Consider the following 23,726-nt stretch of genomic DNA (forward strand, 5'->3'; position numbering starts at 1 on the left):
TAATCCTCAGGCTGTTTGTGTCACATGTCCATTTTAACCCTCTTCTAAAATTCTTGGGCCAGTTCCATTTTGTCCAAGAACATCATTCGGATTACGTAAAGGACAGGCTGTTAACGAAAGACATCCACACCCGATACAATTACCTAAATTATCACGCAATCGGATGAGTTTTTTGATGCGCTGATCCAGTACATCCTGCAATTGTGAAGAGAATGTTAGCCATTGTTCTGCTGTCAATTTACTGTCAGGTGGGAACTGATCTAATGCTTTTTTTATTTCTTTCAGAGAGATTCCAGTGCTTTGGGCAACTTTGATGATCGCAATATAGCGCAATACAATCGAAGGAAAACGGCGTTGGTTACCTTGATTACGTGAACTTTTGATTAACCCTTTCGATTCATAAAAATGGAGGGTAGATATAGTAACTCCACTACGTTTTGATACCTCTCCGATAGTTAACGGCCTATTAAAATTAATGTCTTTATCTTTCGCCATATCTATTGACCCGAAGTTAACTTTAGGTTGTAGAACATATATGATGATTTTGTCATTAAATACTGCACTCCTTTTTTATAATTTGAAAAAAAGACAGTATCTTGTCTCTGAAAATTGTGTATGACATCAACAGGGGCAAGCCCCATAGCCAAGGGGCGATCCAGAGCCCCGCAACAGTCACACACTTTAGTGCAAATTCATTTTTTCATTTCAATGATGTAGTAGTTGCCATTTTCTGTGGAAAAATTCATGCTGTAGATATTTGTAATAGAGAGTCCAGCTTGTTTTGCCATAAATTCAAATTCTGATTGAGATCGTTTCCGGCCTAGCAGAAGGGTATCTATATATAAATCAAATGAAACAGTCTCATTTTGTTCTTTAATCATATCGATAACATATAAAACGGAATCCTCCCGCATTGCTTTATGACAATTTTTCAAAATATCAATGGATTGATTATCAGGCCAATCATCCAAAACATTTTTTATGCTGTAAGCATCATATCCTGATGGAATAACAGAAAAGAAATTACCATTAATAAAGTTAACCCCTTCGGATTCTTGCCGAGAAAAATCATATTGATCCATGACGTGGCATTGGATGTGTGGATAATACATTTTTATATTTTTTGCAAAAGAACCCACACCACCTCCGATATCCATAAATGAAAAAATGCCATTTAGAGGGATGTGCTCAATAATAGATTTATTCATCTTATCTGTCATTTTTGCCAATAAATTATCAAAAATCGTTTTGATATTTTTATTATTTTTATGACTGAGATAATCAAAAAATGGCTCATTATGGGTAAGCTCAAAAGCAGATTTTTCATTCATTTTACTTAAGGATGCACTGTATTGTGACCAAGCGTTCCAGAAGGCAGGATCTAACTCAAACTTTATATATAATGTTTCAAAGCTGTTTGGATCACTGAGTGATGCCCATTGTCCAGTCAGGTAAAATTTATCATCTTTTTTTGTTAACACATTGAGGGTTTGCATGTAATCCAATAGCCTATGGAATCTATCTTGATAAACATGACATAGCTGAGCAATTTGTTCTACGGTTTTGCCATCTTGGGTCGTTAAATATAATGGTGCTTTGCTATCAACAAACGCAAAAAGTGCATTTGATTTACGATAGGCAGTAACCAGTTCCAATGACATTATTACTCTCCTTGTTCAAATTATTACATAAACTTATTCGGCTGATTTTTAACTTCATTAGATATATGTATTTTTATTTTAAATTTTATAATTACTTTCTCCTGATTAAAGGATGCACTATAAAACCTTAAGTTAACTTGAGGTCAAGTGATATTTATCTAATTAAATCCAATGTTTTTTGTAATAACATGAATAGACAATAATAAAAATATAATGTTTTTATCTCTTTCCTTACATGCTGAAATGATATTTACCATTTATACCCTTGATTTTTCAAGTTGCCTCTTTTTGCTGCACTCACTCACCCCGTTACATTATTTCTATGCCTCCGTCTTCCCTTGCTGCTGTAACGCAACTTGAAATCCATTGAGATAGACTGTGCTTTTTTATTTCAACTGACAGCTTTCCCGTAATATGCGCATTACGGTATCTGCACCGCTGCGATTGGGATTGATGCGGATCATACGCTGTTCCAGTGTGGGATCTGTTTGACGAAAAGTGCCGGAAATGCGGTAAAACAGAGGCGGGATTTCAAACTTTGACTCTGCACCTACCGGATAAGGGAGTGCACCAAGTGTATGGGCTGTGGCGAGTACGCTTTCTGCAATGGGATCGTGAAATTCCACTAATAATACTTTTGATTGTGCATTGGCGAGAAAGGCGTGTTTCACCTGTGGTAACTCCCCTTGGTTCAGACGGGTCACCAGTTCGTTATTCACTTCTGCTTGCACTGCGTGCATCACTGGCGCGAATACCATACCGCGCAACGCTTCCATAGCCTGATAACCTTGTATCTGGCAGCCACCGGAGTACATGCTGTGGCGTAGATTATCAATAATTGCCTGTTTTCCTACAATTAACCCAACGCCTTGTGGTCCCAATAATTTGAAGCAAGAGAATGTAGAAAGGGTTGCGCCATATTGACAACCGATATGTGCCACTTTCATCGCCGCGTAGTTATCATCGACTAATGAAGGAATGTCATATTGATTCAGGGTGCTGATAACCTCTTGCAGGGAATAACGGTCAGACATTTTCTGGCGTGTATGTTGGACAAGACTGGCTGCGGGTTGGTATTGCTGAATAGCGGCCACAATTTGCTTTGTGTGGTTGAAATCTGCCTGAACGACACGAAGCCCCATTTGTTCAATCGATGCCTGGGTTGTGGGATAAATCGGTGCATTATGCACAAGTAACGTTGAATTAGGGCTGACCAAAGCGGCCAGCCCCGCGCGTAATGCGCCTGTTCCTGCTCCATTGACAAAAGCGGCAGTTTCAGCACCAAAAAACTCTGCAATCACCGCTTCAATGCGTCGGGTCATCCGTGGTTGGTGAAGATCTGGGACCAAGCCCAGATCGCCTTGCGAAAGAAAATCAGCACCAGGAAAGTGGCGACAAATAATATCAACCAGCCTGAATTGTTGCTGTTGCGCTTGCGCCATCGTCATGTTTTGCAATGGATAGGTTTGCATTTTCTTATTTTATTCCCAGCAGAAAGAGCAAGTTTGCAAGAATACCCACGATGATGGTTGCAATTGGGCCAATAGCCATTTCCACTAAAGGACGTTTGGATGTACGGTTAAGCAGGTAGATACCCGCCACGATCATAAAGCCCATACCCGGCAGAATGGCATTGGAAGCAATCATGGCACCAACCAGCAAGGCAACTTCGAGCATTTTGGTGATCGCGGTACGAATATGTCCGCTGCACGCTTTCACTCCAGGGTATTTATCCAACCAGATAGCGATTTTTGCCAGTAGCTGGATTTCAATAAACATGGTGATACCGCCTGCGATAAAGGCAATCCATGGGTTGTTAGTTGCTAACCCTGCCACAAACACAAATTTCATGCCATTTGGACTATAAACGCCGGTGGCGATAGCTGTCGTACCCACTAACGGGATAAAGCTAATGGCACGTGCCAGTGCTACCAGTAGTGCATTGGTCTGCTCACCTTGTGCCATGAGTTGCAGGGAAACAGGCCCTTCCGCCAGCAGGCTAAAAGACATGGTGGCTGCACTGGCGGTCAGGCCACCGCACAGGATTAACAGCCATTTGTTTTTTTGGATACGCTCTATGCGGGTTGAAAACAGGCCGACTAAGACCTCGTTGGTGCCTTTTTGCTCCGCTATCTGCGTTGGGCGCTCACGCATTGCAAAGTAGAACATGGCAATCATTGACAGCAATAGTGCCGCGCCGTTAGGGTCAATGCTGACGGGTTTTTCGATCATCCCCCCAAAGCTCAATGGGCCAATGGCCTTGGTTGCCAGATAGCCGACCAGTGCGGTGAACATGACTAAAAGCCCTTTGCGATAGCCATATTGATAGCCGACGACCATCGCAGGAAACAGGGCAAAACAGGCCACAATCGGATCGCCCACTTTCTTGAGGTCATCGGTGAAATTGACGGGCAGCATGGCAAACAGTTCCACCACCGAACGCAGACCAGCCAGCAACGCGATGGCATATAAGGCACCAATGATGCCAGAGGTGATAAAACCTCTCCGGCTGTTAGTACACCAAATCCCGATCATGTCTGTACCGAGTAACAGGCTGTGAACCAAGACAATTGGGGCAGTGAGTGAAAAGGGAATGCCAAAACCGACAACCAAACCGATGCTCAGGGCGAAACTGGTTGCGGCAAGCGTTTTGCGGCTCATGCGACCTTCAAGGTATTCCGGCAAAAGTGGCCGCAGGCCATCGTGGAAAACGGCGATACCACGGTTTGCCATCATAGCGGCAATGGCACCAATGGTTGCCAATAACCCGGCTTTAAAAGGATCAACTTCCATCAATCTCAGCAGGAAATCATGGAAATGTTGCATGATTGCCTCCTTACAGTGAGATGATGGTATTGATGATCACAGGCAGGACGATATCAATATCTTGGCCGGTAAAGCCAAATGCCTTCTTGCCTGCTTTCACATGGGCGATGATCTCGTCATTAGACAGGATTTTTCCCGGCATTCCGATGGTGACACATTGGTTTAGTCCAATAAGAGCAATTGCCATTGCCAACGCACCTCCTCCCCCCGTATTGCACGCGCCAAAATAGTAATCCGCTTCGCCATTTTTAATTGCCATCGCCGCGTCAATATCATTCATGATGGTAATGGCGGTGGCTTTATTGCCTGCTAATTGACGAATACCTTCGGCTATTGCCTGTTTCTCTATTTGTCCACCAACGACAAATTTCATGTTGTTATCCCTCTCTTTTGTATCTTCATATCGGATTGCTTTTTGAAAAAGCTAAGTTTTTAGAATTAACGTTCTGTTTTATAGATTTATTTTTTATTTAACCTTACCTTGGAAAAATTGTGCAGGATTATCACGCAGCATTTGGTCTATCTGTTTTTGGCAAAAACCAGCTTCCAGCAACATGGGAACGAATACGGTTAGCAAGTAATCAAAGCCATTTCCCCCATTGTTTTTCAAATGCGATCGACGCGTGATATCTTGGGAAAGCATGACCCGATCAAGCAGCCCACGCTTGGCAACCTCTTGTAACATGGTAATGCGCCGACTGTCGGGATAGTAATTATTCTTGCCGATTGTATCGAATTGTACCCATGCTCCGGCCTCTAGCAGCGGAATAATGGTGCCCAGGTTATCTCTCAGATCACAATGACCGATAGCCACATATTCAGGGGAAACGCCAAACTCCTTTAGCAGCGCCAACTGCTCACGTCCCATTGTGCTTAACGTCGTGTGGGTGGAAATGGGACAGCCTGTAGCCTGGTGTGCTAATGCCGCAGCAGTGAACACCTTTTGCTCATCTTTCGTAATTTGATCGAGACTAGAACCAATTTCTGCAATGACCCCTGCTTTTAATGCGGTGCCATCAATGCCAATTTCAATTTCAGCGATCATGTCATCGGCGATAGCCTGTACACTTAATTCACTGAAATGGGCAGGGAAGTATGGTTGTTTATAATAACCGGTCGAGGCAATGATATTGATACGGGTATCACGCATCAGATCCAGCAGAAAAGCGGCGTTGCGCCCCATGTAACGATTGGTCATCTCCACGATGTTTCTTACCCCAAGGATATAGAGGTAACGAAGTTCTCCTACGATCAGATCGTATTGATCCAATCGACAATCCAAATTTCCTTTCACATCAGAGAGATCGATATGCAAGTGTTCATGTACATAGGTGTAGCCTGAAACATCAATCAAATTATTTGCCTTATTGCCAAACGGCCGGATCATGCGGTAATTCCGTTATAGCGAAAATAATATTATTTAATGATGGAATGATCTTATTTGTAATACCTTCGTTGGGGGGATTAGTCACAATAACCACTATTTTTCCAATTTCCTTGACTGTCATAAATACCTTCAAGTTTTGGAGAGCCAGATTGAATACCTGAAACAAGGGCAACATCGCTGCGCGTTATGAAAATCTGAGGGCGAAAACACATGATCACTGGGCTACCAATAGGATGAGTGCCTGCTAATGGGAGGTGGTAGTCAATGCAGGGTTCACCCAGACGCAGTATGCGTACTTTTTTAGCCAGGGTAATGCCTGGAGGGATGGTGCGTTCAGGGAGAACCAATGCATGTTTCATACGCCCGCGTTTATAATAGCCGCCACCATAGCAGTAACTATGACCATCGTGGTGATGGGAAATTTCTGTGAGATAGACCATTGCAATATGTTCCGGCTCTCGTCCGCAGAAGTTAGCGGGGATGGTTCCGGTCAGGGCATGGCCTGGTTCCAGGTGAGTGGCGCCGTATTTGGCCAGTAATGGTATGGTGTTACAGCTTGAGGCCGCCGGAGCATTAATTTGCGCAAGTTTGATGCCGAGCTGTTCCAGTCGGTTTCGTGCACGAATGAGGGTGAGCAAATTGGTGGTAGGTAAGGTTATCTGATAGCGGGAATCCCATGCCAGGCAAGGAAAATGCGTCAGTCCGCTCAATTTGATGCCTGGCATGCGCTTTAAGGCATCCACGATGGTATCTAACTCATTAAAGGCGATCCCGGCTTCTTGACCGGGAAAGGCGATATCTCGTTTATCAAATATTTTCAGCATGATGGGCTGAATTCGCCCCAATTTCTCCGCAATATCCGAAATAGCTTGGGCTTTTTCAAGGGAAAATACGGTAATGATACTCGGACTATGCTTGAGCATAGATTCTATTAAATGGGTTGGGGTCTGCACTAAATGGCCGATGTGGCACAGTGGAATACCATGCTGGCTTAGGCTATAAGCTTCCCTGAAATCGACAGCCACGACACCGCGATAACCGAGTTCAATCAATTTCTTGGTCAGCCATGGGTTACGTCCAATTTGTTTGGTCATCAAATAGAGTTCAATGTCATACCGCTCTGCGGTTTGCAACAAACGCCGACCATTGTCCAAAACCTGATCGACGTCGATGATGTAGGTATCTGGCAAGATTGCACCTTGTTGCCAAAGGTTTTTTGCAACTTCAATCAATTTAGGGTTCTGTTTTTTTAATGCCTCAATAAACATAGGACTCCCTTTATAGCTGTAAAGCAGCCAAGCTGTGTGAAATCAACATTTTTTACAGATAAATTTTCATTTTTTTGAATATTTTTATGAGAATCAAAAACTAACCTCTTTCGAGTGAAAATATTAAACCATATAAATTTGCCAACAGATAGCCTTCCTCGTTGGGATGTAAGGCTACGGTAAATTTTTCAATTAGGGAGTGATGAATGGTGAGTAATTGCTCGTAGTATTCAGATTGTTTGAGTGTTGCCAATATTTCTTTATCCAACGGAGCAATTATTTCACCACGGCGTGAACGCATGAAAGCACTTGCCATATGGGTGAGCGCCATTTCGCCTTGTGGATGACGGATAGGGATGAGCCACATATCTTCCAGAACATGCACAACTTCCAGCATGTTTTCGTAGATATCTTGATCGATAACGTTACCTTGTAGCAGGATAGTTAACCGTTGTTCTATCATTGCTCTTTGTTATACGTAGGTGTTAATCAGCTGTTTATTTTGGTTAATCGAGTTTCAATAAACGGGTTCAATGATGCCTGTTACTACGTTTTGTTGATGGGTCAGCAATAGATCCCGATCCACCATAGTATGCAGGAGTTGCTGGATAGGGATATTACCCTTGCGGGTAAGGATAACGGCTTCAGAAGCCTTGATAAAACACGCACTATTGTCAGGGAGTTGGGTCATCAGGCCTTGTGCTATGAGCTCATGGCCTTGCCCAACGTTCCAGATGGCCGCATCAATGTGGCCTTTTATGATTTGATTTAGGCATTCATGATAGGAAACCTCGACCAATTCAATCTCTTTGTCAGCAAAGTATTGCTTTGTCATTATTTTTTGGTCTGCTGAGGTGCTATCTAACCCAACGCGACGAATTGATTCCATTTCGCCATTGCGAAAGATTAACCTATGCCTGTCTGTATAACTTTGTGTCCCTAGTGAAAGCGCAATATATAGATCTTTATTTTCAGGGTGCTGCTCTGCGGCAAGCCTTGATGTTACCGCTAAATCGTAAACACCGTTCAGTAAACACTCAATGCGGATATCTGAGCCACGCATGTGTGCAAAGTAAAAGGGAACACTTGCACACAATGCTTTTAAACCACTTGCCAGCCCTTCATAAGCACGGGTATACGGGAGCGGCATCGCACAAACCACATTGCCAATATCGGCATACTGTAACAGTAATCTGTGGTTTATCTGTGCAAGAAAGCTACCACTACGACCACGACGCTTAATTCCAACCACCTGTGCTTGTTCAAGAGATTTTAATGCTGCTTGCATCAAACCCACGGACAACCCACACTCTTTAGCTAATAACTCTATGGTTTTCAGTCTGTTACCACATTGTTCAGAGAGGAGATAACGAGCCAGAAATGACTGTGCGATCCCCTCTTTCTTAATGAATGTTTGACTCATCATTACAAGTTGTTGTCCATTCCCATTTATATTCATAAAATTGAACATAAATCGCAATAAGCGAATTAAAGAAAGGGGATTAATATCACAATTACAAAAAAAATGAAAATTTAAAAAATGATAAAGTGTAATATTATCAATACATTGAATATATATTCTAATTTTGCATTGAAGATATAAAAATCTCCATTATGGGAGAATATAGAGAAGGCGGGAGTATTATTAATGCTTACTCACTGTATTTTTCTGTATATTACTGAATCCAACAATGTTGGCATAGCTTGTATTTTGGGGAGTAATTATATTTGAGCCAATAGCACATGCTGGGATTCAGCAATAAACCATTTATGGTCGGGAGATTGTAATGAAGTCAATATTTTCTCTATGGAACATTCTCCCGCAATATATTCTTCCAGTTCATCTTGGTCATGCCATAAATAAGAAAAGTAAAAACGATAGCTTGGCATCAAATAACCAATTGAATTAAATAAAAATAAGGGAATTGCGATAAAAAATAGGGATGATTGATTTCGAAAGTTAACGTTCATTTGCGGACATTGATGAGTGGGAAAAAACGTATATGACAGGAATAAATCGAAATAAAAAATAGCGATAATTTCTATCGCCATTTTAAAAATCAATCTTGCAATTAAGCGGCTTTGGCGTTTTGTGCCAGCCAGTCAGCTACACGCTGTTTTTGTTCATCAGTGAGCCACATACCCAGTTTGGTACGGCGCCAGATAGCATCATCTAACTGCGTTACCCATTCGTGTTTAACCAAATAAAGCAGTTCTGCTTCATATAAACCGTGGCCGAAGCATTCGCCGAGATCGGCCAGCGCTTCTGTGCCTTGCAGGATGAATTGGCTGTTGCTGCCGTAAGTACGGGCATAACGCAGCGCCACACCTTCTGGCAGCCAGTTATAACGCTGACGTAACAGGCGCGCATAACCATCGCGATCACAGCCTTCCAGATCACCGCCTGGTAACTTGCCGTTTTTAGTCCAGGCCTTACCCGCGTTAGGGTAGTACTGCGCCAGTTTTTCCATCGCGTGTTCAGCCAGTTTACGATACGTTGTCAGCTTACCACCAAATACGGACAGCAATGGCGTCTGGCCTTGCTCATCTTGCACATCCAGCGTGTAATCACGGGTGATCGCTTGTGGTGAATCGGATTCATCATCACACAGGGGACGAACGCCAGAGTAAGTCCAGACAATATCATCGCGACCAAGTTGTTTCTTAAAGTGGTCGTTATAGACTTTTAGCAAATAGTCGATCTCTTTATCGTCAATTTTGACTTCTTTAGGATCGCCTTTGTATTCAACATCCGTCGTGCCGATAATCGAAAATTCGTCATTCCATGGAATAACAAATACGATGCGATGATCTTCATTTTGCAGAATATAAGCCTGCGGTTCATCGTGAACGCGAGGCACAACGATATGACTGCCTTTGATCAGACGGATGCCATAAGGCGATTTCAGTTGCAGACCGTTATCGAAGAAATTTTTCACCCACGGACCTGTTGCGTTAACCAAACCTTTTGCGCGCCATGTATTGGTTTCGCCAGTTTTGAGGTCTGTGGCTTCAACCATCCAATAACCATTTTCACGCCATGCACGGGTGACTTTAGTGCGGGTACGTACTTCACCGCCGTGTTTTTGCACTTCTTGTGCGTTCAGAACAACCAGACGCGCATCGTCAACCCAACAGTCGGAATATTCAAAGCCACGGGTGATCGAGGGTTTCAGTACTGAGTTTGCACCAAATTTCAGCCCCTTACTGCCTGGTAAGCTAACGCGTTTGCCCAAGTTATCGTACAGGAACAGGCCAATGCGGATCATCCACGCTGGGCGCAGGTGTGGTTGATGTGGAAGGCGAAAGCGCATCGGGAATGCAATATGGGGAGCCAGTTTTAAAAGCACTTCACGTTCTGCCAATGCTTCACTGACCAAACGAAACTCATAATGTTCCAGATAGCGTAAACCACCGTGGATCAGCTTGGAGCTGGCAGACGAAGTTGCGCTGGCCAAATCTTGACCTTCCAACAGTAGGACAGAAAGTCCTCGGCCAGCAGCATCTGCCGCGATACCAGCGCCGTTAATTCCGCCGCCTATTACAATCAAGTCTTTGGTTTCCATTGCATCCCCTATGAAATGTTCGAAACAGTTCTTTAATGTTCGTTTTCGCTCAAGGATTGTAATTAAAAATTCATCAATCGCCAACCTTTAACTCAGAAAAAACACATTCACGTGATATGGGTAGCAAAATCTCATCATATACATAAGATTAATAAGGATTCTGTGGGATACAAATTTGAGGGGGATATTGGTGGGAGCTAACCCCACCAGAATCTCTGATGGGGCATTATTACGGCACTTTTACCTAAAAAGCGATCAGCACAATTCCAACTTAACGCTGTGTTGCTCGATAATTTTCTGGATGCCGGAAGGAGGTGCTTTATCCGTGAACAAAAAATCAATCAGGTTCATGTTACCGAGATTTACCATGGCATTGCGGCCGAATTTTGAATGGTCGGCAACCAGCATGACACAGCGGGAGTTTTCGATAATGGCACGTTTGGTACGAACTTCGTGGTAATCGAATTCCAGCAGTGAACCATCACTATCGATGCCGCTGATCCCAAGAATGCCAAAATCAAGGCGGAACTGGGAAATAAAGTCTAACGTTGCTTCACCGATGATGCCGCCATCGCGGGAGCGTACTTCACCACCCGCTAAAATCAGGCGAAAATCTTCTTTGCCCATAAACAGAGTTGCGACGTTGAGATTGTTGGTGACAATCCGTAAATCGCGGTGGTTGAGCAGGGCATGTGCTACGGCCTCTGGCGTTGTTCCAATATCGATGAACAGGGTTGCGCCATTTGGAATTTGGGTGGCAACTTGTTGTGCAATTCGAGCTTTTTCATTCGACCACATGATCTTGCGGTCATGGTAGGCAGTGTTGACGGAGCTGGATGGCAACGCGGCGCCACCGTGATGACGCTGGATCTTATTTTTATCTGCGAGATCATTTAAATCGCGTCGAATGGTTTGCGGGCTAACATCAAAATGTGCAACCAGCTCTTCAGTGCTGACATAACCTTGAATGCGCACGAGCTCGATTATTGCATCATGTCGCTGAGTTTGCTTCACAAAATTCCCCTAATATATACATAGATGGATTATAGTTGACCAAAATTATCTCCCTTCTATTTCAAGCCGATGCTGAAACTTGAAATCTATTGGGGCTTATTTGGCATTTTTTGGTTTTTTTGTTTACGCAAATTATCCCATAACCCCATTAATAACCCGATGATTAATCCTGCAACATGGGCGGCATTAGCGATTTTTAACGAAAATAGATCGTCGAAATAGCCCACCAACAACCAAACGACAGAGACAGCGATTAATCCTCTGGGAGCACTGATCCCACGTTTTGGGGAGATTTCACCTGTTAGCCAAACATATCCAATCAGTGCGTAGACGACACCGGATAATCCCCCGAAATCAGATCCGCTGAATAATGATTGCGCCCAACTACTGAAAATGGCTGACACTATCGTGATTTCAAACAGTTTGCTGCCCCCAATCTTCTGCTCTACCTGGCTGCCGAAATACCACCATAAGGCAAGATTAAAGAGCAGGTGTGTCAGAGAGAAATGTAATAGAGCAGGGCTTATCCAGCGCCATAATTCCAGATACTGATCACTGTTGGCTGGCCATGCTAACCAGTTCATAACATCCTCTATGCCTGCCATTGCTATCCAGAGGTAAACGAGGATGCAGAGCAGGGTTATGGCAATAGTCAGTGGGCCAGACTGGTTTTTGAGCGTACTCAAATTCAGGTTGTTATGATACTTGAAGAAGCTGACAGATTTGCCTGTTTGCCAACTGGCAGCTTGATAGCGTTCATTAAGTGGATCGCGAGCAAAGTGGCGAAGTTCTTCTTCAACCCGACTTAGTTGGCTATCATCCTCTAACCAGAGTTCAACTAATGGTGGCTCCTTGGTGGGCCGCATGGTCAAATGAATACCCTGCGTCGCCATATAATCAATAAAGGCCTGAGCCAGCCGAGGATTAGATATTGAGGTTATATGGATCATTGCTCGTCTTATCTCTGCCTTAAGTTGAAGTTAATCGCACTGGAGTTAATGGCATTAAAATCAATGCATTAAATGTTTATTGAGTATGGACAGCGTGAGGATAGTCTTTTTGCCAGCCTTCAAAACCGCCATTGACACTATAAACGGTCTCAAAACCCATATTGACCAGGTACTGTGCTGCTCCCTGACTGCTATGACCGTGGTAGCACATCACCATGACCGGCTGGTCAAAATCCGCTGCCTGTAGAAAGTCATTGAGTGTTTCATTTGTTAGGTGAAATGCATTGGTTGCGTGTCCGGCATGGAAGCTTTGTGGATCGCGGATATCAACCATGACTGCGGTTTTATCGAGCCAATGTTGGTAAGCCTGTTCAGGCGTTATCGTTTGAAAATGGTCCATAAATACTCAACGTAGTTTCTAAAATTTTCATTTTCAATATATTCATTTCTTAATAGTCGTCTGGTATGACCTGACTGTCTTCCCAATATTGACCATTGGGAAGACATAGAAATTGAGATAGAAAACGTCAGAAACAGAAAAATTGTCAAAATAAGAATGAAAAATCAGTAATATGAATGTTCACCGCGCTGGTGCTCAGTCAGATCTCTCACGCCTTTTAATTCAGGAAATAGCTGTAATAACTGTTTTTCGATCCCCTCTTTCAGAGTGACATCGACCATTGAACAGCCGTTACATCCACCACCGAATTGCAGGATAGCATAGCTTTCATCGGTGATTTCCATCAGGCTGACACGACCCCCATGCCCAGCTAGCTGTGGATTGATCTGCGATTGCAGGACATATTCAACACGATCAATCAGTGGGGCATCATCTGCCACTTTACGCATTTTAGCGTTCGGGGCTTTCAGGGTCAGTTGGGAACCCAGTTGATCGGTCACAAAATCAATGACGGCCTCTTCCAGAAAAGGGGCACTAATTTCATCAACATAAGCAGAAAGTTGATCAAACTTCAATTCGGTGTCAGTGGCTTCAACAGCATCCGGTGGGCAATAGGAGACACCGCATTCAGCGGTCGGCGTTCCTGGATTAATAACAAAGACGCGGATCTGTGTGCCCGGTTCTTGATTTGCCAGTAGCTTGGCAAAATGTGCTTGCGCTGCTTCAGTAATATTAATCATGTCATTTGCTCAATAGTTGACTGTTCTAGTTGGTTATAATACGCCCATTTATAAAGGAACTACAAGGTTCGGCAGATTGCCCAAGCCTGTACAGAGCGAGCGCCAGCACGAATCATCAACTGTGACGCTTCATGCAGCGTTGTGCCCGTGGTGATCACATCGTCGAAAATCGCGATATGTTGATCGGTAAAATCGCCCTGTAATTGAAAGGCTTGCTTAAGATTGGTTCTCCTTTGGGCGGCAGATAAACCCCGCTGCGTGAGTGTAGCACGTGAGCGGCGTAAAAAATCGGGTTGATATGGACATTGCAGCCAATGTGATAGGGATCGGGTAATGAGTTCAATGTGATCGAAACCCCGTTGCCAGCGTTTTCTGCTGTGCAGAGGAATACCCAGTATGCGATCTGGCTTATGCCAGCGGCCTTCACGATAGCCTTGCAACCAATGCAGCAGGAACACACGCGCCAGCATTGGTGCGAGTTGCGGGGTACTGTAATATTTGTATTGTTGAATAAGCTGGCTTAATGGTGGGGTGTAATCCGTAATGGCGATCAAATGTTGCCATGCTGGGGGATTCCTTACGCATCGTCCACAGGGAAGGTTGTCGGATTCAGAAGGCAATGCACAGCGTGGACAGACCTGTTGCAGCCGCCTTAAATGACGATGGCAGATGTTGCAGATCCCATGATGGGCAAAATACAAATTTTGATGGCATAGCCAACAGTATCCAACCATTGTTAGCATAGTTTCCTTCCTTGGTGACAAATAAAGTGAGAATAACAATGAATCAGTTGTTTTGGCAGACAATTGGCGATATGCCACGTGATCTTGTGATGCTGCATGGATGGGGTCTAAACTCTGAGGTTTGGCGCTCAGTGGAAACGCGATTGGCTTCGCATTTTCGTTTGCATCTGGTGGATTTGCCGGGTTATGGGCGTAGCCAATCGTATTCGGCTATGTCATTGGCGGATATGGCGGACACTGTATGGCAGCAGGCGCCAGAGAATGCCTTGTGGTTAGGCTGGTCTTTAGGTGGATTGGTGGCTAGCCGGATTGCTTTGGATCATCCGGCACACATTGCGGGTTTGATAACCGTGGCCTCCTCGCCAAAATTTAGTGCTGATGGCGACTGGCCGGGCATTAAGCCAGAGGTCTTGAAGGCATTTGAGCATCAATTGAGTGCTGATTTTCAAAAGACGGTTGAACGTTTTCTGGCTTTGCAGACCTTAGGAACAGACAGCGCCCGCCAGGATGCCCGTGTACTGAAATCAGTGATACTGAATCAGCCGATGCCGACAGTCGAGGTACTTAATGCCGGTTTGGAAATCCTGCGCACTGATGATCTAAGGGAGGAGTTATCCCAACTTCAATTACCTTTCCTGCGCCTTTATGGTTATCTTGATGGTTTGGTGCCGCGTAAGATGGCTTCACAGCTTGACAAGGCATGGCCACATACGCACTCCGTTACTATGCGCAAAGCCGCCCATGCGCCTTTTATTTCCCATCCTGATGAGTTTGTTGAAGTGTTAACGAATTTTGGCTTCTGATATTGGATGGTAATGACCGATAATTACTCTCCCTCTCTGGTGTTAGCACATAAGCTATGGGTAATTTGAGTAGTAGCAGAGAGGGATTTTAACCACAGGGCAGGTCATAAAAGAAATAAGCATCTTGAATAGATTGGTATGGTAATGACCGATAATTACTCTCAGGGAGGTGATAAAAGATAATTTAGGAATCTTTTGAGAGATTGGGGAGATGCTCCTGAAATACAATGATATTTACCCAAACCACACATCAACAAAATTTATCGAAAATACTCACAAATGTGACATTAATCACTATTTAACCTAATGATAATTAATCTTATTTAGGATAATGTTCCTCTCATGGTAATGTTATTCAAAAATGGATATAAGATTATGTTATTTATAGCAATTTTATTTATGATATTTGTATGTTTTTTTATTCTAACTGTGATTGTTAATTATTTTTTATAGAGCACATAGCTTGGGTAGAGTGAGCAAATTAAGAAAGTTAAAAGAAGAAGAGGTGACATAAAAGAAATAATTGTAATGACCAAAAAGCGCGAAAAGTCCCATCTTTTGAGAGATGGTGCAGATCTCCAAATTGACAAATCCCCCAACCCAAACGACACATCAACAAAATTTATCGAAAATACTCACAAATGACATTAATCACAAAACCATATTAGTGTCAATTTTAATGACTATTATTGCAATAATAAGTCATTTTCTACCTATGGTTCTTTAGCCAGTCAATTTTTTAATTGATAAATAGATTTCATGAAGTCGCGCATTTAATGCGAGACTAATTGTTTTTTATCAGTTATTTTTATTGACCAAGCATAGGTTTAATTTTGTTTTCATAAACATCTTTGTTTACCTCGAAATTAACTGATTCAGACCATTCACCAGTAATAACATACGGCGTTCCATTAGGTTATTCCGCTAATACCAGTTACATTTTTTATAACTTATAACCTAATGATAATTAATCTTATTTGATAATGTTTGTTATAGGGAATTTATTCAAAAATGGATATATTATGTTATTTAATAGCAATTTTATTTATGATATTTGATATGTTTTTTTATTCTAACTGTGATTGTTAATTATTTTTTATATTTAAAAGAAACGTTAAAAAAACCATATTAGTGTCAATTTTAATGACTATTATTGCAATAATCAAAACAGATTAACACCCAGTTTTATCAACAATAAGTCATTTTCTACCATGGTTCTTTACCAGTCAATTTTTTAATTGATAAATAGATTTCATGAAGTCGCGCATTTAATGCGAGACTAATTGTTTTTTAAAATAACATACGGCGTTCCATTACATTTCTCTGTGACCAGTTACATTTTTTCAGTTATTTTTGACCAACATAGGTTTAATTTTGTTTCATAAACATCTTTGTTACCTCGAAATTAATGATTCAGACCAGATAATTTGTATTTTGATTCCTTAGAAAAATCATAAGAACAGGTGGAAAATCGGGTTATCGATTATAGCAATAATGCAGATAATTTACCGACAGCGTGTATATCATATGGATCAGTGAATTTATCATAAAGTTCATAGTTTATTACACCAGAAACGCTATATTTATACCCAACGTGGCGTTTTCTGCCTCCTTGTCAAAACCCCGGACTGTTGCTAACCAATTACCAATAGCCCACAGATGGCGATAGATAACCCGCGTTTTCTGCCTTAATGTCAAAACCCCGCGACTGTTGACCACCAAGAATGGATGATAATTTGTATTTTTGATTCCTTAGAAATTAATCATAAGAAAGGTGGAAAGATCGGGTTATGGATTATAGCAATAATGCAGATAATTTATCTAATTAACTTACCAAATAGCACCCCGTGGCGACCAATAACCCCGAGAGACTTATGCCGACAACGGGGTTATAAAGCCAGTAATGCCTTATTTTTTTATGGCAAGCTGATACGCCTTCGTGTCACATTTTTGTGTTTCCGGGCACTGCTTGCAGCCCCCGCTGAGGCAGGAGGAAGCATCCACTTCCTCCAGTTTACCCATTATGACAAGCTGCTTGAGCATGGCTTCTACCATTGGCAGCGGTGCTGAGAACTGATGGCTCAATGACCCGGCATCGGTACGCCCGTTGAGGGCAACAGCATCTCTGATTTTCAGCAGGTTAATCATTTATGGCTCCTCAGTGGCTCCGGCTAGTGACAGCTATTGTTTGAACATTCGCAACTATGGCCAGCAGCGTTGTTGAATGTCACAGTGACTCGGCTGCGTGCGCAGCGTAAACCAATAACTATCAGGATGTTAAACAGGATCACGGCCAGAATGGTGATCAGGCTACTTTGTGGATGAGCTGAAAACGTTGTGATTTGATAAAACAGGGCTGACAGAGAATAAGCGACGTTTAATCCCCACAGAATCGAGAATGTCATCCAGCCACGACTGGTTTCACGGGCAATGGCGCCCATCACGGAAACGCAAGGTACGTACAGCAACACGAAAATCAGGTAACTGTAAGCGGAAATGGCAGAGCCAAATTTGGCGCTCATTGTTCCCATAGAGCTGCGATCCATGTTGCCATCCCCTTTGCTGGCTTCAATCGGGTTAGAAAGTGCGCTCAAAGTGAAGGTTTCTTTCAGGCTATCCCACGTTTCTGCGACAGAATCTTTGAGTTGATCCAGTAAATTAAATTCATCTGGATTAAATGACTCTTGAGCAATGTTTTCTGCGGTATAGAGGGTATTTAGGGTTCCTACAACCACTTCTTTTGCCATCGCTCCAGTGATAAGTCCGACGGTGGCTTGCCAGTTATCGGAATGCACACCGATAGGTTGCAAAACAGGAGTGAGCACTTTACTGACGGAGGCCAGCGCCGATTGGTTGATATTGTCTACGGTCTTACCGGAGAAGGAGAAACTGTTCAGGGCACCAATCAACATGCTTGCTGCGACAATCACTTTACCTGCGCGTATGACAAAACCTTTCAGCCTTTGCCATGTCTGGAGCAGCAGGGTTTTGGTATGGGGAACGTGATAGACCGGCAGTTCCATGACAAATGGCGATGCTTCACCGCGCATTAGCGTGAATTTCAATAGCAGCCCTGTCAGGATGGCGATGACAATCCCCAGAATATACAGGGAGAAAACGATGCTTGCGCCGTCTTGGCCGAAGAAAGCCGCCGCAAAGACGGCAAAGATCGCCAACCTTGCCCCGCAAGACATAAACGGTGCCATCATGATGGTAATCAAGCGTTCACGAGGGGCATCCAATGTCCTTGAACCCATGACGGCTGGCACATTACAACCGAAGCCAACAATCAGGGGCACAAAGGATTTACCCGGCAGCCCCAAGGCTTGCATCAGCCTGTCCATGACAAATGCCGCCCGTGCCATATAGCCGGAATCTTCCAGAAAGGAGAGGAACAGGTACATCATGCCAATTTGGGGAACCAGCGGCAGTACGGTATTGATACCCCCACCAATACCTTGAGCAAGGAACACCGTTAACCAATGCGGGAAATGGAGAGTATGACCAATCCATTGCATTCCATCAATAAAAATGGCGGTGGAAGCGCCGTCAAAGATAGGCTGTAAAGCTCCCCCTATATTGATAGCCAGCACAAACATCAGGTACATGACAAACAGGAAGATAGGCAGACCCAACCAGCGGTTCAGAATAACGGCATCTAACGCTTGGGTCAGTTTGTTGGGGGTGGCTGTGCGGGTATCAATGACAGCCAGACAAATTTCACTGATGGTTTGATAGCGTGAGCCTGCAATGATGAGGTCAGGTTCTTCGATTTGTTGTTTTTGTAAGCGTTCGCTGCTTTCAGCCAGTTGTGCGTGAGTCAGGCCGGATACTCCACGGCTGTAAATATCCCCTTCCAGGACTTGTAAAGTCAGCCAGCGGCGCTGTTGTGGGGTGAATTTTTCTGCGATCTGGCTGGAAAGGTGGGAAATCTCCTGCAATAACGTATCAGGATAATTAACCTGTACAGGGCGGGTATGCTGAGGGTAATGGTCGATGGCTTTTTTGAGCGTATCTATCCCTGTGGCACGGGTTGAAACCAGTGGGATGACCGGACAGCCAAGGCGTTTTTCCAGTGCAGGAATATCAATATTGATGCGTTGATTTTGGGCGATATCCAGCATGTTCAGCGCAATGATGCAGGGAACACCCAGTTCAATCAATTGCAGTGAGAGATAAAGGTTACGTTCCAGATTAGACGCATCAACAACGTTGATCAGCATATCTGCTTCGCCACTGAGGATATAGTGGCAGGCGATTTGCTCATCAATGGAAGTTTGCTCAGAAATGGTGGTAAGGGAGTAAGTGCCGGGAAGGTCGACAAGTTCGATCTGATGGTTATTGGTGGTAAAGTGGCCGGTTTTGCGTTCTACGGTAACGCCAGCCCAGTTTCCCACGCGTTGGTGAGAGCCTGTAAGCTGGTTAAAAAGCGTTGTTTTGCCGGCATTGGGATTACCAATCAGGCCAATGGTTAATTGTTTCATTATACTTTCTGCCAATCAGGAAAGTGAATTTCGTACCTTAGTTATATTCAGTACCAAATTGACTTAGGGCCTTGCTAATTCAGATCTTCATGTAACATGAGAAATGCCAGGTCTTGTTTACGAAGGGTAAGGTTAACTCTGCGTGTTTCGATTTGTATTGGATCGCCTAATGGCGCGAAGCGAATGACCTGAAATGTTGAGCCAGGTAACATGCCGAGTGACAATAATTTTTGTCGGTAAGCTGGGGTAATCTTTGGAGAAAATCCCAGAATTTTATATCTACGTTCTGGAATAAGAACCATATAAATCTCCATTCTAATTGAAAAAATAAGTGATTATAAGAATTATTATCCTCAATAATGGAAGAACCACAAGAAAAAAGTATGGTAATTTCTCTGAATTATAGTTGTTAATGATAATAATACGCAATTGCGATGTTAGCCATTTATCCTGAATAATGTGGAAATGAATTGATATTAATCAAATTAATGTTTATTAAAATAAATTTTTATCAAGAAGGGGAATATTCGGATATTTTTTATTGATAAGCCCCGTTTAATAAACAAGGCTCATTGATTTCAATTTTATTATTAATTTAATAAATAATTTATTGGTATTTACTAACTAAGATCCTGAACTGACACAATTGAGCCAGTTCAGGAAATCATTTAAGCCATCTAACGTTTTTTATTAATTAACGTTTTTTGTTAAAAGCAGCGGCCAATGCATCACTCATGGCGCTGTTGGCTAAAGGCGCAGAACCTGAACGCGAAACAGGTCGATTTCTGCCATTACCGTTACGGTTATTGCGATCCTGGCGGTTACCTTCTTGGGCGCTACGGCGGGCTTGAGTTTCGCCTGGTTGCTCATCAAGACGCATGGTTAATGCAATACGCTTGCGGTTGAGGTCAACATCCATCACTTTCACTTTCACGATGTCACCTGTCTTGACGATGGTGTGTGGATCTTCCACAAAGCGATCGGATAAGGAAGAGATATGAACCAGACCATCCTGATGGACACCGATATCCACGAATGCACCAAAATTGGTCACGTTAGTTACCGTACCTTCCAAGATCATGCCTGCTTGTAGGTCGTTCATGGTTTCAACCCCATCGGCAAATGTGGCGGTCTTAAATTCAGGACGCGGATCGCGACCCGGTTTTTCCAACTCTTTCAGGATATCGGTAACAGTCGGAATGCCAAATTTTTCGGTCGTGAACTCTTGGGCGCTCAGGTTACGCAAATTAGCAGGGTTGCCCATCAGTTCAGGCAGTGTCTGCTGGGTTGTTGCCAGGATCTTCTCAACCACGGGATAGGCTTCTGGGTGAACCGTTGAAGCGTCCAGCGGGTTATCACCCTGATTAATGCGCAGGAAGCCCGCACATTGCAGGAAGGCTTTTGGTCCCAGACGGCTGACTTTCAATAATTGATTACGGTTGTCGAAACGACCGTTTTCATCGCGCCAGTTAACAATATTTTGGGCAACAGTGCGCGTCAGGCCAGCAACGCGAGTCAGCAAGGCAACAGAGGCCGTATTCAGGTCAACACCGACGCTATTTACACCGTCTTCAACCACGTTATCCAGTTTCTTAGCAAGCAGGGTCTGGCTAACATCATGTTGATATTGACCAACACCGATGGATTTGGGTTCTATTTTCACCAGTTCAGCCAGTGGATCTTGCAAGCGGCGGGCAATGGAGACGGCGCCACGCAAGGAAACATCCAAATCAGGGAATTCTAGTGCAGCCAATTCAGAGGCGGAATAGACAGAAGCTCCCGCTTCGCTGACCACTACTTTTTGTGCCGTGACGTCAGGATACTGTTTTTGCACGTTGACAAAGAAACGTTCTGTTTCACGGGATGCAGTACCATTGCCAATGGCAACCAACTCCACTTGGTGTTTGGTGCACAGCGCTGCGACGATAGCAGCCGCTTTGTTTTCCTGTCCGGTGTGCGGATAAATGGTATCGGTAGCAATCAGTTTGCCTGTCGCGTCAACAACGGCGACTTTTACGCCTGTGCGCAAACCCGGGTCCAGGCCCATTGTTGCACGCATACCCGCAGGCGCAGCCATCAGCAGGTCATTCAGGTTACGGGCGAATACGTTGATGGCCTCGTTTTCGGCTTTCTCACGCAGTGTACCCATCAGTTCGGTTTCCAGATGCAGCAGCACCTTGATGCGCCATGTCCAGCTCACCACGGCTTTGCGCCAATTGTCAGCCGGTGCATTGTTCAGGCGCAGGTTCAGGTGATCGGTAATAATTTGTTCGCAGTGGCTCTCTTTTGGTGCTTCCTCAAATTGTGGATCCGCATTCAAAGAGAGTTGCAGGATGCCTTCATTGCGTCCACGGAACATAGCAAGGGCACGATGGGAAGGAACAGTGGCGATGGCTTCGTGGTGGTCGAAGTAATCGCTGAATTTAACACCTTCTTCCTCTTTACCCTCGATAACCTTGGAAACCAGGTGGGCATTTTTCCATAAATATTCACGGACCTTCGCCAGCAAGGTTGCATCTTCGGCGAAACGTTCCATCAGGATATAGCGGGCGCCATCCAATGCTGCCTTGGTATCAGCAACGCCCTTGTCAGCGTTGATATAGGCAGCCGCCGCCAGTTCTGGTTCTTGTTGTGGATCTTGCCACAGCAGATCGGCCAGAGGCTCCAATCCGGCTTCAATGGCAGTTTGTCCACGGGTACGGCGTTTAGGTTTATAAGGCAGGTACAGATCTTCCAACTCAGTTTTGCTCAGTGTCGCGTTAATCGCTTCTGTCAGCTCAACAGTTAGCTTTCCCTGTTCCTCAATGGATTTCAGGATAGTCTGACGGCGGCTGGACAGTTCACGCAGATAACCGAGACGGCTTTCGAGTTGGCGGAGCTGTGTGTCATCCAGACCACCGGTGGCCTCTTTACGGTAACGGGCGATAAAGGGAACTGTATTTCCCTCATCAAGCAGGGAAATGGCAGCTAGGATTTGCTGTGGTTGAGCCTGTAGCTCACCGGCAATGATTCGACTTAAAGATTCATTCATGGTCTGTTTTCTTCAACTTCTTTAGGGCCTGTAGATATTCAGGGACATCAGCAGACAGAGCCGGATAAGATCAAATTTCATCTGAAACAGTATCGGCATGGTTCAAACTGGCTCCATTTATACGTGCTGAACGCGATAATTTCCAGTTTAGCGCGATATTTCGGTTATGTTGCAGCAGAATTCATCAAATATCTTCTGAATTGGGATTGGGTTGATGAAAGTTGATAAGATATAGTACTCCGCCATTAATCCTCTTTTCTCAAGTGAGTTTTTCATGACCAAGAGTCACTATATTACCCGAGAGGGCTGGCATGTACTTGATCAGGAATTGAAATATCTCTGGAAAGTTGAACGTCCCAAAGTCACCCAAGCTGTTTCAGATGCTGCTGCATTGGGGGATCGTTCAGAGAATGCAGAGTACATTTATGGTAAAAAAAGGTTAAGGGAAATTGACCGCCGAGTACGTTTTTTGTCCAGGCGACTTGATGTACTGCAAATTGTCGATCCTGACCCGCGACAAGAAGGGAAAGTCTTTTTTGGGGCATGGGTAAAAGTTGAAAACGAGAATGAAGAGGAACACCTATTTCGTTTGGTAGGGCCGGATGAATTCGATCCTGCCAGGAAGTGGATCTCCATTGATTCTCCGGTGGCGAGGGCATTACTGGGTAAGCAGGTTGATGATGAAGTCACAGTGATGACACCGAATGGCGTGGTGACTTACTGGATACTGGAAATTAGCTATCAGCCTTTGGCATAAGTTTCCTAAAAATACATACGGTTAAGTTTCTATTGGGGTTATGGGTTTTCTGTGAAAGTAATGGATGTTGCGGGCATGGAGTATCTTGGGAGCTGA

General features: G+C 43.9%; 22 protein-coding genes. 2 read left to right on the forward strand and 20 right to left on the reverse strand.

What is annotated here, in order from left to right:
- Window positions 1-33: 33 nt before the first annotated feature.
- From soxR to gntX, 16 genes are all read right to left on the reverse strand, one after another.
- The gene (gene soxR, locus ACSJJG_RS00505) at window positions 34-495 is read right to left on the reverse strand and encodes a redox-sensitive transcriptional activator SoxR (RefSeq protein WP_481088069.1); all 462 of its coding nucleotides are present in this window, start codon (window positions 493-495) and stop codon (window positions 34-36) included.
- 197 nt (window positions 496-692) lie between these two features.
- Window positions 693-1,661 carry a methyltransferase gene (locus ACSJJG_RS00510; protein ID WP_481088070.1) on the reverse strand — a complete coding sequence of 323 codons (969 nt, stop codon included), beginning with the start codon at window positions 1,659-1,661 and terminating at the stop codon, window positions 693-695.
- Between the two features lie 386 nt (window positions 1,662-2,047).
- Window positions 2,048-3,133, reverse strand: coding sequence for an aminotransferase class V-fold PLP-dependent enzyme (locus tag ACSJJG_RS00515; protein WP_481088071.1), 1,086 nt, complete (start codon window positions 3,131-3,133; stop codon window positions 2,048-2,050).
- 4 nt (window positions 3,134-3,137) lie between these two features.
- The gene (locus tag ACSJJG_RS00520) at window positions 3,138-4,487 is read right to left on the reverse strand and encodes a YhfT family protein (protein ID WP_481088072.1); all 1,350 of its coding nucleotides are present in this window, start codon (window positions 4,485-4,487) and stop codon (window positions 3,138-3,140) included.
- A 10-nt stretch (window positions 4,488-4,497) separates the two neighbouring features.
- Window positions 4,498-4,860 (reverse strand): DUF2620 domain-containing protein, encoded by a 363-nt coding sequence (locus tag ACSJJG_RS00525; RefSeq protein ID WP_481088073.1) that lies wholly within the window; start codon window positions 4,858-4,860, stop codon window positions 4,498-4,500.
- A gap of 93 nt (window positions 4,861-4,953) precedes the next feature.
- Entirely contained in the window at window positions 4,954-5,874 is a 921-nt protein-coding gene (locus ACSJJG_RS00530; RefSeq protein WP_481088074.1) for a phosphotriesterase-related protein, read from the reverse strand.
- A gap of 77 nt (window positions 5,875-5,951) precedes the next feature.
- Window positions 5,952-7,142 (reverse strand): YhfX family PLP-dependent enzyme, encoded by a 1,191-nt coding sequence (locus ACSJJG_RS00535; protein ID WP_481088075.1) that lies wholly within the window; start codon window positions 7,140-7,142, stop codon window positions 5,952-5,954.
- A gap of 100 nt (window positions 7,143-7,242) precedes the next feature.
- On the reverse strand, window positions 7,243-7,605 hold the full coding sequence (locus tag ACSJJG_RS00540; protein WP_481088076.1) for a PRD domain-containing protein: 363 nt from the start codon (window positions 7,603-7,605) through the stop codon (window positions 7,243-7,245).
- A gap of 54 nt (window positions 7,606-7,659) precedes the next feature.
- On the reverse strand, window positions 7,660-8,568 hold the full coding sequence (gene yhfZ / locus ACSJJG_RS00545; protein ID WP_481088077.1) for a GntR family transcriptional regulator YhfZ: 909 nt from the start codon (window positions 8,566-8,568) through the stop codon (window positions 7,660-7,662).
- 296 nt (window positions 8,569-8,864) lie between these two features.
- The gene (locus tag ACSJJG_RS00550) at window positions 8,865-9,032 is read right to left on the reverse strand and encodes a hypothetical protein (protein WP_481088078.1); all 168 of its coding nucleotides are present in this window, start codon (window positions 9,030-9,032) and stop codon (window positions 8,865-8,867) included.
- Between the two features lie 182 nt (window positions 9,033-9,214).
- On the reverse strand, window positions 9,215-10,708 hold the full coding sequence (glpD, locus tag ACSJJG_RS00555) for a glycerol-3-phosphate dehydrogenase (RefSeq protein ID WP_481088079.1): 1,494 nt from the start codon (window positions 10,706-10,708) through the stop codon (window positions 9,215-9,217).
- Window positions 10,709-10,963: 255 nt separating this feature from the next.
- The gene (locus tag ACSJJG_RS00560) at window positions 10,964-11,722 is read right to left on the reverse strand and encodes a DeoR/GlpR family transcriptional regulator (RefSeq protein ID WP_481088080.1); all 759 of its coding nucleotides are present in this window, start codon (window positions 11,720-11,722) and stop codon (window positions 10,964-10,966) included.
- Between the two features lie 86 nt (window positions 11,723-11,808).
- Window positions 11,809-12,672, reverse strand: a complete 864-nt coding sequence (gene glpG, locus ACSJJG_RS00565; protein WP_481088081.1) for a rhomboid family intramembrane serine protease GlpG — start codon at window positions 12,670-12,672, stop codon at window positions 11,809-11,811.
- A gap of 76 nt (window positions 12,673-12,748) precedes the next feature.
- On the reverse strand, window positions 12,749-13,072 hold the full coding sequence (gene glpE / locus ACSJJG_RS00570; RefSeq protein ID WP_481088082.1) for a thiosulfate sulfurtransferase GlpE: 324 nt from the start codon (window positions 13,070-13,072) through the stop codon (window positions 12,749-12,751).
- Between the two features lie 164 nt (window positions 13,073-13,236).
- The gene (nfuA, locus tag ACSJJG_RS00575; protein WP_481088083.1) at window positions 13,237-13,812 is read right to left on the reverse strand and encodes a Fe-S biogenesis protein NfuA; all 576 of its coding nucleotides are present in this window, start codon (window positions 13,810-13,812) and stop codon (window positions 13,237-13,239) included.
- A 59-nt stretch (window positions 13,813-13,871) separates the two neighbouring features.
- Window positions 13,872-14,555: a DNA utilization protein GntX gene (gene gntX / locus ACSJJG_RS00580; protein ID WP_481088084.1), complete on the reverse strand. Its 684-nt coding sequence runs from the start codon at window positions 14,553-14,555 to the stop codon at window positions 13,872-13,874.
- Between the two features lie 38 nt (window positions 14,556-14,593).
- Here gntX and bioH point away from each other — a divergent pair, with 38 nt between their 5' ends.
- Window positions 14,594-15,358, forward strand: coding sequence for a pimeloyl-ACP methyl ester esterase BioH (gene bioH / locus ACSJJG_RS00585; protein ID WP_481088085.1), 765 nt, complete (start codon window positions 14,594-14,596; stop codon window positions 15,356-15,358).
- A 1,908-nt stretch (window positions 15,359-17,266) separates the two neighbouring features.
- Here the strand turns inward: bioH and ACSJJG_RS00590 are convergent.
- The 4 genes from ACSJJG_RS00590 to ACSJJG_RS00605 all read right to left on the reverse strand — a co-directional run bounded on the left by ACSJJG_RS00590 (window position 17,267) and on the right by ACSJJG_RS00605 (window position 22,873).
- Window positions 17,267-17,506 carry a FeoC-like transcriptional regulator gene (locus tag ACSJJG_RS00590; protein WP_481088086.1) on the reverse strand — a complete coding sequence of 80 codons (240 nt, stop codon included), beginning with the start codon at window positions 17,504-17,506 and terminating at the stop codon, window positions 17,267-17,269.
- Between the two features lie 23 nt (window positions 17,507-17,529).
- Window positions 17,530-19,842, reverse strand: a complete 2,313-nt coding sequence (gene feoB, locus ACSJJG_RS00595) for a Fe(2+) transporter permease subunit FeoB (RefSeq protein WP_481088087.1) — start codon at window positions 19,840-19,842, stop codon at window positions 17,530-17,532.
- A 74-nt stretch (window positions 19,843-19,916) separates the two neighbouring features.
- Window positions 19,917-20,144, reverse strand: coding sequence for a ferrous iron transporter A (gene feoA / locus ACSJJG_RS00600; protein WP_047766405.1), 228 nt, complete (start codon window positions 20,142-20,144; stop codon window positions 19,917-19,919).
- 392 nt (window positions 20,145-20,536) lie between these two features.
- Window positions 20,537-22,873, reverse strand: coding sequence for a Tex family protein (locus ACSJJG_RS00605; protein WP_481088088.1), 2,337 nt, complete (start codon window positions 22,871-22,873; stop codon window positions 20,537-20,539).
- Window positions 22,874-23,147: 274 nt separating this feature from the next.
- On the opposite strand from ACSJJG_RS00605, the gene greB reads away from it, so the two are divergent.
- A complete protein-coding gene (gene greB / locus ACSJJG_RS00610) occupies window positions 23,148-23,630 on the forward strand; it encodes a transcription elongation factor GreB (RefSeq protein ID WP_481088089.1) in 483 nt (160 codons plus the stop codon).
- The last annotated feature ends 96 nt before the right edge of the window (window positions 23,631-23,726 follow it).

It is taken from the genome of Xenorhabdus sp. SGI 60 (assembly GCF_056632175.1).